Raw genomic sequence first — 11,592 nt, 5'->3', positions numbered from 1 at the left:
TTTCCAGACGCGCCGCGTCGGGGATTCGGTCGCACGCGTCCGCGAGCTCGAGAATATCCGCCAGTTCCTGACGAGCTCGGCGCTCACGCTTGTCATCGATCTCGTCTTCACCGTCGTTTTCCTCGCGGTGATGTTCTACTACACGACTTCGTTGACGCTGATCGTTCTGGCGTCGTTCCCATTCTACATCGGTATTTCTGCGGGAGCTGCGCCGCTGTTTCGCCGGCGCCTTGATGAGAAGTTCGATCGCGGCTCGGAGAATCAAGCTTTCCTGGTCGAGACCGTCACGGGCGTCGAAACGCTGAAGGCCATGGCGGTCGAGCCGCAGATGCAGCGACGTTGGGAGGAGCAGCTCGCCGCCTATGTGACCGCAAGCTTCCGCGTGCTCAGCCTGAACAATACGGCGAGCCAGGCGGTGCAGCTGATAAACAAGCTGGTCGTCGCCGCAACCCTGTACTTCGGTGCCAAGCTCGTGATCGGTGGCGACCTGACCGTCGGCGAACTCGTCGCATTCAATATGCTGGCATCCCGCGTAAGCATGCCGGTGCTGCGGCTCGCGCAGATTTGGCAGGATTTCCATCAGGCCCGCCTGTCGATCGATCGTCTCGGCGATATCCTCAACACCATTCCCGAGCCAAGCCTCAATCCTGGCCGCGCCACACTGCCGGCGATCCGCGGACAGGTGACATTCGAGCATGCGACTTTCCGCTACCGAGTCGACGGCCCCGAGGTGCTGCACGACGTGTCGTTCAGCGTCGAGCCCGGTCAGGTCATCGGCATCGTGGGCTCCTCGGGCTCCGGCAAGAGCACCATCGCCAAGCTGATACAGCGGCTCTATGTGCCGGAGAGCGGACGCGTGCTGGTCGATGGCGTCGATCTGGCGATGGTCGACCTGACCTGGCTTCGCCGCCAGATCGGAGTCGTCCTGCAAGAGAACGTACTCTTCAACCGATCCATTCGCGAAAACATCGCGCTCGCCGATCCGGCTATGCCTATGGAGCGCGTCGTTGCAGCGGCGTCGCTCGCTGGCGCTCACGATTTCATCCTGGAACTGCCCGAGGGCTATGACACTATCGTGGGCGAACGCGGCAGCAGTCTTTCTGGCGGACAGCGCCAGCGCGTCGCAATCGCGCGGGCACTCATCACCGATCCGCGCATCCTCATCCTCGACGAGGCGACCAGCGCGCTGGACTACGAAAGCGAACGCGCCATTCAGCAGAACATGACACGAATCTCTGCCGGCCGGACCGTCTTCGTCATCGCGCATCGGCTCTCGACTGTGCGTCACGCGAACCGGATCATCACGATCGAGCATGGCCGCATCGTCGAGGACGGTACCCATGATGACCTGATCCGCTCGAACGGGCGTTACGCTAACCTCCACTATCTGCAGGCCGGCATTCATGAAGTCCGCTAGCCAAAACATCGTCGAGTTTCCGAGAGTCAATCCTCGTCGCCACGAGCACGAAGTTGCGTTCCTGCCGGCGGCGCTCGAAATCACCGAATCGCCGCCGTCGCCGATCGGGCGCGCAATCGGGGCGAGTATCATCGCGGTCTTCTGCTTCGCGCTGGTGTGGGCGTCGCTGGGCAGCGTCGATATCGTCGCAACGGCGACGGGCAAGATCGTGCCAGACGGGCGCACCAAGCTGATCCAGCCATTCGACACCGGCGTCGTGCGCGCCATCAACGTGCGCGATGGTCAGAGCGTGAAGGCTGGCGACGTCCTGATCGAGCTCGACCCGACCATGACGGACGCCGACCAGGAGCGCCAGAAAAGCGATCTCCTTTCGGCCGAACTCGACGTCGCACGGCTGCGCGCGGCGCTCGCGGAGGATCCGCTTGCGGCCTTCCGACCGCCGCAGGGGGCAAGCGCGGCGGAGATCGAGATGCACCGTCAGTTTCTTGTCAGTCAGCTCGCCGAACAGAACACCAAGCTCGCCGAGATCGATCGCGAGCAAACCCAGAAAGAGGCGGAACGATCGACCACTTTGGCGAGCGGCGCGAAGCTCGAGGCGACGATACCGCTGCTGCAGGAGCGGGTCGACATTCAAAAGAACCTCGTCGACAAGGCACTTGCTTCGAAGGTCGTCTATCTCTCCGAGTATCAGGAACTGGTAGGCCTTCAGCAGGATCTCAACCTGCAGCAGAGCCGGCTGCGCGAAGCCGACGCAGCCATCGCGTTGCTGAAGGAAACGAGGGAAAAGACCGCCGCGGAGTACCGGCGCGCGACCTATGAGGCACTCGCAAAAGCCGAGCAGAGAGCTGCGAGCACCGGGCAGGAAGTGATCAAGGCAGAGCGGCGCACGAAGCTCCAACAATTGACCGCGCCGGTCGATGGCGTTGTGCAGCAACTCGCCGTTCATACGGTGGGAGGTGTGGTGACGCCTGCTCAGCCACTCGCCGTGGTGGTTCCGAGTGAGAGCCATCTCGAGATCGAGGCCATGCTCTCCAACCGAGACATCGGTTTCGTCCATCCGGGACAGAAGGCGGAAATCAAAGTCGACACATTCAACTTCACCCGCTACGGGCTTCTTCATGGTGAAGTGCTCAGCGTGTCATCCGACGCCATAGTTCGCGACAGGCAGCAGAGCGCGTCGAACGACCGCGCGTTGGGCGCAGCGCAGAGCGACAGTGAGCCGAGAGATCAGGAACTGCAGTATGCCACGCGCGTTTCACTTGACCGTACGGACATGCAGGTGGATGACAAGCTCGTCAAGCTCGGTCCGGGTATGGCGGTGACGGTCGAGATCAAGACTGGCACGCGCAGTATCATTGGCTATTTCCTCTCGCCGCTGGCGAAAACCAAGCAGGAATCATTGCACGAGCGGTAAAAGAGCAGGCTTCCAGCCGACGAACCTTTGTCCCTGCCATTGTCAACTCGAGCCACGTGGCGTCGGGTAACAATGAAGAAACAGCAGTCGCCAGGAAGAGCGCGCCAAGGCGATCCGAGCCGGAATTGACGCTTGTTTGCCGGAGCTAGCCAGGCGCCCGAAACGCCCTTCGTCCGGCAGGAACGCACGAGACACCCCTCTGCGCTGGCGGCGGACATGCTCCTGTTGGATAGGTGGGTGAGAAATCAGGGCTTTAGGGCTACCCCCAATTCATCAAGGGCTCTTGGGCACGGCTGCGTGCTAGGATCAGCCCCCGCATGTGCGGAGGGGAAACCGTGGCCCTGAACGTAGTCGGCCAAGCCAGACCGAACACATTCGCCTTCGAGACCAGTGCTGTCGCCGGAGCGACGTCGCGAGATGTTCGAGGCTCTCGATCCCGTGCTGCGCCGCAATCCAGAAGTCGGAGCCTACAACCAGACTTTCTGAGAGGAACTGGAGCATGCCGGACCGGATCGTAAGTTTTGTCATGAGCGGGGGCGTCGGATCACGGCTGTGGCCGCTCTCGCGCGAAGACAATCCCAAGCAATTCCATGACTTTTCGGGCGACGGCTCGATGCTTGCAAAAACTGTTCGACGCCTCAAGATGCGGCCGGACGGTGAGGCGCCGATCTACCTGATAGCTTCGGAACGGCATGCCGACCGCGTCATTTCGGATATCGGTGCGCTCGGCCTGAACGGCGGCAGACCGATTTTCGAGCCCATCGGACGCAATACGGCCGCGGCGGTCGCAATAGCCACCCTGCAGACAATCTCCGAACATGGCGTCGACGCGCTTGTACTGGTGGTGCCCTCCGACCACGAGATATCGACCGAAAAGCAATTCTGGGAAACCGTCGAAGCGGGCATGCCTGCCGCGGATTCAGGAAGCATTGTGGTATTCGGCATCAAACCGACGCATCCCGAAACAGGGTACGGCTACATAAAGGTTAAGGTTGCGGCAAATGGTGACGGAGTGGCCGCCGTTTCGCACTTTGTCGAAAAGCCCAATATCGAGACGGCCCGCAAATATGTGTCTTCGGGAAGGTTCTACTGGAACGCCGGCATCTTTCTGTTTCGTGCCGACACGATGCGGAAGGCATTTCTCGACCTCCGGCCGGACATCTGGGACACTGCGGAACGGGCCCATAAGACCGCACGGGCCGACCTCTCAGGCATTTATTTGCCTCAGGGCTTCTACTCGACCGTCCCGTCGACATCGATCGACTACGCGGTCATGGAGCATGCACGCGGTATCGCGATGGTTACGGCTTCCTTCCGCTGGAACGACCTTGGTTCGTGGCAATCGCTGCTCGAAGCCAGCCCGACGGACCGCGACGGAAATGTCGTAGCGGGCGACGTCGTCGCCATGGATTGCGGCAGCTCCTACCTCAGAAGCCAGGGCAGGCTGCTGACCGTCATCGGAATGAAGGATGTGGCGGTGGTGGCGACCCCGGACGCAGTGTTCGTCGCTCCGGTCACCCACAGCCAGAACGTGAAGAAGGTTGTCGAACAGTTAGAGAAGAGCGGACGCCTCGAGACGAAGTTCACGGCGTCGGAAGACCGCGTCATAATCAGCGGATCATGGCGAAAGCGCGTCGAGCACTGGCTCTTCAACGAGACGCTGCCGCTGTGGTCCACTGCAGGTGTCGACGATGTGCATGGCGGCTTCCACGAGGCTCTCGGTTTCGATGCAAGGCCGTTAGGCAAGCCCAAGCGCATGCGGACGATGGCTCGCCAGATCTACGCTTTCGCGGTCGCCAAGGAACGCGGCTGGGCCGGACCGGCCGACAGGCTCATCAGCCACGGCATCGACTTCATCGCGAAATACGGTCGCACCGACCGCGGCGGCTGGGTTCGCAGCCTCAATTCCAACGGCAGCGTGGTCGACCCGGTGGAGGACGCCTACGACCATTCCTGTGTGCTCCTGGCGCTTGCCCATGCTCATCGATGCGGCGATCGGGATGCCTTGCGGCTTGCTCAAGAGACATTTCATTTCATCGACACCCATCTCGAGGACGGCTGCTTGAACGGCTTCCTGGAGAGCCCTGGCTGGAGTGGGGTGCGGTTCTCGAACCCGCATATGCACATGCTGGAATCCTTCCTTGCCTGGTATGGCGTCACCGGCGACCGCAGCTACCTGCGTCGGGCGGCACGCATCATCGATCTTTTCCGGAGTCACTTCTTCGACCAGGAGAGCTGGACGCTTGGCGAACGCTTCGATGTCGACTGGCTGCCGCTGCCTGGAGACGACGGTCAGTGGACCGAACCGGGGCACCATTTCGAATGGGCCTCGCTCCTTGTCGATTTCACGCGGGCAAGTGGGCAGAAAGACTTGGCAGTCTACGCAAGGAAGCTCTATTCGTCGGCGATCGCCAGCGGATTGAACCGGGCCACCGGTCTGGCTTATGCGGCCGTGTCGCGGCAGGGAATGCCCTTCGACCGGCTCTCTCGCAGTTGGCCGCAATGCGAGGCCGTCAAGGCGGCCATCGCCCTGGACGGCATTGGCGGGCCTGATCTGAAACCCGAGATCGAAGCTCGTGTCGCCCGCCTCTTCCGATGGCATATCGATCCAGCACCGCTTGGCTTGTGGGTTGACAGGATTGACGAGCGCGGAAGGTCAGTGGCGACGGAGGTCCCCGCGAGCATCTTCTACCATCTGGTAACGGCGTTGATGCAGTACCTGGACAAGACCGAAGGGCAGGTAGAGCCCTTCCCGCTCCCGGGGTCCGATGCCGGCGGCCCCACTCGGACGCAGGTCTACGGTTGATCAAGGATCGGCCGTTCGTCGGATGCGGAGGAGACGTCCAAATCCGACGAACTTTCCCTACTCGCGCGCAAGGGTGAGACGATGACACGCGTGCAACGCGCTGCCGATGGAATGGCGGGTCCGTCGCACGGCGCGGCGTTGAACACCTGCAGGGCCGGCGATGCGGGGCGAGTCGCCGATTGTCGAAATGGCAGCCAGCTGAAACCAAAGTCTTCCAAGGAGCCTGGAAGCGCGGCAGCCAAGAGATGCCGGCGCCGAATGGCGAGGCAGAGGTCAAATGCGCGGTATGCAATCCCACCCATCGCTACGATCCGGACTTCGCTTTCAAGCGGGTCAAGGCCGAGGCCCACATCAGGGATGATCCGGTTGCTACCCCTGCTTCGTCCATATGGATGTGTTTCGCCTGTTTCAGCCGAAGTTTATATTTCTTTGCCAGCCGGTTGCCGTTTCCTCAGGCAACGCCGGTAAGGCTCGGCTCTCTGTCATGTGAACGACAAGAGCGCGCCGGGCCGCAAAACGTCCGCGATCACGCCACAGGCACCGACGGATTGGCTGGTAGCTTGTTAGGGCGGTGGATTTTTTGTTCGCCTGGCCGGCGCCATATACCCCACCCAAACACGCCCAATGTGGCGCCGGCCACCTTCCACTGTGTCAGAAGTCCCGGACGGCGGCACCAATTTGACTCGCCAACGCCTGACTAAAGCCCAGGGTGCATCGTCACTGGCCATTGAACGGGCGCTGAGAATGAGCGCTCGCTTATGACGGGTAAGCTGACCGGTTTTTCAGCCCTGCGGCCGAACCTGCGGCAGGGCGGCGTCGAGCGACCGCTCGAACGCATCGACCAGCGTATCCACCTGGGGCTCGGTGATGATCAGGGGCGGGCAGAAGGCGATGGCGTCGCCCATGTTGCGCGAAATGACGCCATTCTGCTGCAGGAACCCGTTGACCAGCGCACCGAGGGCGGCAGGCTTGCCCCATGGCGCCTTGCTCGCCTTGTCGGTGACCAGCTCGACGGCGGCGATCAGGCCAACGCCGCGCACCTCGCCGACCAGCGGATGCGAGGCCAGCCTGCGCAGCCTTGCCTGCAGATGCGCGCCGATGGTGCGCGCGTTGCCGACGAGGTCGCGTTCCTCGATCAGCTTGATATTCTCCAGCGCGACGGCCGCGGCGACGGGATGGCCGCCGCCGGTGAAGCCGTGGCCGAAGGTGCCGATGCGATCGCTTTCATCGGCGATCGGCTCGAACACCTTGTCGTTGATGAGCAATGCCGAGATCGGCAGATAGGAGGAAGAAATCTGCTTCGACAGAACCATGATGTCAGGCTTGATGCCGAAGGTCTGCGAGCCGAACATCTCGCCGGTCCGGCCAAAGCCGCAGATGACCTCGTCGGCAACGAGCAGGATGTCGTATCTCGACAGCACGGACTGGATCTTCTCCCAATAGCCGGCGGGCGGAACGACGACGCCGCCGGCGCCCATGATCGGCTCGCCGAAGAAGGCGGCGATGGTCTCCGGTCCCTCGGCAAGGATCAGCGTCTCCAACTCGTCGGCGAGACGGCTGGAGAACTGCTCTTCGCTCTCGCCCGGCCTGGCATCGCGCCAATGGTGCGGCGTCGACGTGTGCAGCACATTGGCGATCGGCAGGTCGAAAGAGAGATGGTTGTTCGGCAGCCCGGTCAGGCTTGCCGCGGCAACGGTCACGCCGTGGTAGCCGCGCTTGCGGCTGATGATCTTCTTGCGCGCCGGCTGGCCGAGCGCGTTTGACCGGTACCAGATCATCTTGATGGCCGTATCGTTGGCCTCGGAGCCGGAATTGGTGAAGTAGGCCTTGCTCATGGGCACTGGCGCCATCTGCACCAGTTTCTCGGCCAGGTCGATCAGCGGCGAATGCGCCTTCGATCCGAAGTCGTGATAATAGGGCAGCTTCGACATCTGCCGCGTGGCCGCCTCGACCAGGCGCTTTTCCGAGAAGCCGACGGCGACGCTCCACAGCCCTGCCATCGCCTCGATATAGCGGTTGCCGGCAATGTCCTCGACATAGATGCCGTCGCCCTTTTCGATGACGAGCGGGCCCGTTTCCTGATGCTTGCGGGCATTGGTGTAGGCATGCAGGTGGAAGCGGATATCGCGGGCTTCAGGGGAATTGGGTCGGGCGTCCATGATGGCTCCTGTCTGCAGGCGTGCAGCCGAAACAGAACCGTCTCGTCTGATGAGCGGTCCAGGGATTACTCGCGTTTGGGATGCTTGATGCATCATGGCGGCAGGTGGCCGCAAGAGCCGCTGTGTCATGATCGATAGCGCCATGTGGTTCCCCAACTCAGTTCCAAATGATCCCGATGCCGCGGCCACGCACCTGATCGCCGGCACTGGACAACAAGGCTATGATCCTTGAAGGCTGCGACGCGCCGCTTGCGCAACCAGATGGACGGGGGCATGGAACAGGTCGATTGCATCGTCGCCGGCGCCGGCGTCATCGGTCTGGCGGCTGCGCGCGCCATGGCCGCACAAGGCCTGGACACGCTGATACTCGAAGCCGCCGACGCCATCGGCACCGAGACGAGTTCACGAAATTCGGAGGTCGTCCACGCCGGCATCTATTACCAAAAGGGGTCGCTGAAGGCGCGGTACTGCGTTGATGGGCGCGAGCTTCTGTACCGCTACTGCGCCGAGCGGTCGATCCCGCACCGGCGTTGTGGCAAGCTCATCGTCGCAACAGACGGGGCGCAGGAACCGGTGCTTTCCTCCATTCGCGGCAATGCCGCCGCTTGCGGAGTTGACGACCTGCGTTTTCTGTCCGCAGCCGAGGCGCAGGCGCTGGAGCCGGCGCTGCACTGCACCAAGGCATTGCTGTCGCCCTCCACCGGCATCGTCGACAGCCACGCGCTGATGCTCACCTTGCTCGGCGAGGCCGAAGCGGACGGCGCCATGCTGTCGCTCAACACGCGTGTGGTTTCCGGTCGTATCGGAACCGGCGGCATCGTCCTCGAGACGATGGACACCGCAAGCGGCGAGCGTTTCGAGATCGCCACCTCACACCTCGTCAACGCGGCAGGTCTCGGCGCAGTGGCGCTTGCCGCTTCGCTCGAAGGATTCGATCGGCAGTTCCTGCCGACGCTTCGCTACGCCAAGGGCAGTTATTTTTCGGTGGCCGGGCGCGTACCCTTCTCGCGGCTTGTCTATCCGGTGCCCGAACCCGGCGGGCTCGGCGTTCACCTGACGCTCGACCTCGCCGGCACGGCGCGCTTCGGGCCGGATGTCGAATGGACGGACGGGCTGGACTACCGCGTCGACCCCACGCGCGGCGAGCGCTTCTACGATGCGATCCGCAAATACTGGCCGGAGCTCGCGGACGGCAGCCTGCAGCCGGCCTATAGCGGCATCCGCCCAAAGCTTTCCGGACCCGGCGAGGCCAACAGCGACTTCATCATCCAGGATGCGGCAACCCACGGCATCGAGGGCGAGGTCAATCTGTTCGGCATCGAAAGCCCCGGGCTGACGTCCAGCCTGGCGATCGCCGCGCATGTCGCGCGCATTCTGATGCTCGCCTAGCTGAGCACGAGAAGGTCATCGAAGGCTGCGCGAGAAAGACCGCGATCGCTGCGAGGCAGACCGAGGGTCTAAACCTTTTCCGCCGACAAGCGTTGATGTTTGCCAGCCCGGTTCTTCCGGCAGATCAGACATCGCCCAGCGGAGAGGTCGAACCCGATGTATTTCATGGCATTGGCCACTGACTATGATGGCACGGTCGCGCATGACGGCCTGGTCTCGAAAAGCACGTTCGCGGCGCTGGAGAAGCTGAAGAAATCCGGCCGCAAGCTCATCCTGGTCACCGGGCGCGAATTGCCGGACCTCAAGCAGGTCTTTCCGGAGGTTGGCATTTTCGACAAGGTCGTCGCGGAAAACGGTGCGCTGATCTACACGCCGGCAAGCGAGGAAGAGCGCACGATTTCGCCAGCGCCCTCGCCCGACCTCGTCGCCCGGCTGAAGAAGCGCGGCGTCAAGCCGCTCTCGGTCGGGCGCTCGATCGTCGCCACCTGGGAGCCGCATCAGGCAACGGTGCTCGACAGTCATCAAGAAGCTAGGGCTGGAGCTGGAGATCATCTTCAACAAGGGCGCGGTGATGATCCTGCCCAGCGGCATCAACAAGGCGACCGGCCTTGCAGCCGCGCTCGAAGATCTCAAGTTGTCACCGCACAATGTGGTCGCCGTCGGCGACGCTGAAAACGACCACGCCTTCCTGCGCGCCTCAGGCTGCAGTGTCGCCGTCGACAACGCCTTGCCGGCAGTGAAGGACACGGCCGATCTGGTGACCCGCGGGGAGCGCGGCAAAGGCGTCGAGGAATTGATCGGCAAGATGATCAAGCTCGATCATCTGATTGCGCGCAAACGTGCCAGGGGCGTCCTGCTTGGCAGCGCTAACGGCAAGGAAGTCTATCTCTCGCCGGTGGAGACAGTGTTGATTGCCGGGAGCTCCGGCATCGGCAAATCGACACTGGCCACGGCGCTTACCGAACGGCTCGCGGAAAAAGGTCTGCAGTTCTGCATCTTCGATCCGGAGGGCGATTATGACGGGCTGCAGGGCGCTGTGCCGCTTGGCGATTCCTCGGCTGCGCCAAGCAAGGACCAGTTGCTGCAGCTGATCGGCAAGCCTGACACCAATGTCGTCGTCAACGGCCTGGCGTTGAGGGTCGATGAGCGGCCGGACTTCTTCGCGGAACTCCTGCCCGGCCTTGGCAATGTCCGCTACCGCACGGCAAGACCGCATTGGCTGATCATCGACGAAGCGCATCACCTTCTGCCCAAGCGGCGCGAGGACACGCGAGCGGTGCTTTCGCTTGAATTGCCCGGGACAGTGCTGATCACGGTGCATCCGGAAGCGATCTCGACGGATGCCTTGCGCCTGGTGACGGTAGTGATTGCGCTCGGACCTCAAGCGAAAGGCGTGATCAAGACGTTCTGCAAGGAAACCGGACTGGAGGCGCCGGGAAACATCCCCACCCCGAAAGGAGATCGCGTACTGCTCTGGCGGCCGCATACCGGCAAGAAGCCCTTTACCGTCAAGGCGATGGAGCCCAGCCAATCGCTGAAGCGGCACAGCCGCAAATATGCCGAGGGCCAGCTCGACGAAGCAGGCAGCTTCTATTTCAAGGGTCCCAAGAATGCGATGAACCTGAGGGCGCACAATCTGATCATCTTTGCCCAGATGGCGGAAGGCATAGACGACAAGACCTGGATGCATCATCTGCGCGCCGGCGACTATTCGGAATGGTTCCGCCGTCAGATCAGGGACAAGGAGCTGGCGCGCGAAACGGCCATGGCGGAAAAGGACAAGGCGCTTTCGGCCGAGGAGAGCCGCAAGCTGGTGCTCGATGCCGTACGCCGCCGCTATACGGCGCCAGCGACCGCTCCGGAGAAGTAGCCGATTGGCGGCATGTTGGCCGCCGCCTCAGCTCGCCTCGCGCATCGCCTCGGCGGCCTGCAGGTCGACGGAGACCAGCTGGCTGACGCCCTGCTCGGCCATGGTGACGCCGAACAGCCGGTCCATGCGCGCCATGGTGATCGGGTTGTGGGTGATGATGACGAAGCGCGTCTCTGTAGTACGGGACATCTCGTCCATCAGATTGCAGAAGCGCTCGACATTGTGGTCGTCGAGCGGCGCGTCGACCTCGTCGAGCACGCAGATCGGCGCCGGATTGGTGAGGAACACAGCGAAGATCAGCGACATCGCCGTCAGCGCCTGCTCGCCGCCGGAGAGTAGCGTCATGGTCTGCGGCTTCTTGCCCGGTGGGCGGGCGAGGATTTCGAGCCCGGCTTCCAGCGGATCCTCGGATTCGATCAGCTGCAGTTCGGCCGTGCCGCCGCCGAACAGATGCGAGAACAGGCGCTGGAAATGGCCGTTGACCACCTCGAACGCCGACAGCAGCCGCTCGCGCCCTTCGCGGTTCAGGCTCTGGAT

Annotated in this window: 6 protein-coding genes and 1 pseudogene; 5 read left to right on the top strand and 2 right to left on the bottom strand. The window is 62.6% G+C overall.

The window, feature by feature from the left end:
* The 3 genes from EOA33_RS11090 to EOA33_RS11080 form a co-directional block, all read left to right on the top strand.
* Window positions 1-1,417, top strand: a 1,417-nt coding sequence (locus tag EOA33_RS11090; protein ID WP_127405639.1) for a type I secretion system permease/ATPase, incomplete at its 5' end; no start/stop codon positions are given.
* Window positions 1,404-2,831 carry an HlyD family type I secretion periplasmic adaptor subunit gene (locus tag EOA33_RS11085; RefSeq protein ID WP_126055889.1) on the top strand — a complete coding sequence of 476 codons (1,428 nt, stop codon included), beginning with the start codon at window positions 1,404-1,406 and terminating at the stop codon, window positions 2,829-2,831. The genes EOA33_RS11090 and EOA33_RS11085, both read left to right, overlap by 14 nt.
* A 499-nt stretch (window positions 2,832-3,330) precedes the next feature.
* Entirely contained in the window at window positions 3,331-5,637 is a 2,307-nt protein-coding gene (locus EOA33_RS11080) for an AGE family epimerase/isomerase (RefSeq protein WP_126055890.1), read from the top strand.
* A 782-nt stretch (window positions 5,638-6,419) separates the two neighbouring features.
* Here EOA33_RS11080 and EOA33_RS11070 read toward each other — a convergent pair.
* Complete coding sequence (locus EOA33_RS11070) at window positions 6,420-7,796, bottom strand: aspartate aminotransferase family protein (protein WP_127405638.1); 1,377 nt, start codon at window positions 7,794-7,796, stop codon at window positions 6,420-6,422.
* Window positions 7,797-8,069: 273 nt separating this feature from the next.
* Between EOA33_RS11070 and EOA33_RS11065 the strand changes: the two genes are divergently transcribed.
* A complete protein-coding gene (locus EOA33_RS11065; protein ID WP_127405637.1) occupies window positions 8,070-9,185 on the top strand; it encodes an NAD(P)/FAD-dependent oxidoreductase in 1,116 nt (371 codons plus the stop codon).
* A gap of 156 nt (window positions 9,186-9,341) precedes the next feature.
* Window positions 9,342-11,055, top strand: a pseudogene (locus tag EOA33_RS11060) (HAD family hydrolase).
* Window positions 11,056-11,082: 27 nt separating this feature from the next.
* On the opposite strand, the gene EOA33_RS11055 reads toward EOA33_RS11060, so the two are convergent.
* On the bottom strand, window positions 11,083-11,592 hold a 510-nt coding region (locus EOA33_RS11055; protein ID WP_145989111.1), incomplete at its 5' end, for an AAA family ATPase.

It is taken from the genome of Mesorhizobium sp. M4A.F.Ca.ET.050.02.1.1, assembly GCF_003997725.1.
Classification (GTDB): Bacteria; Pseudomonadota; Alphaproteobacteria; order Rhizobiales; family Rhizobiaceae; genus Mesorhizobium.
This window is presented reverse-complemented; position numbering and strand designations above follow the sequence as displayed.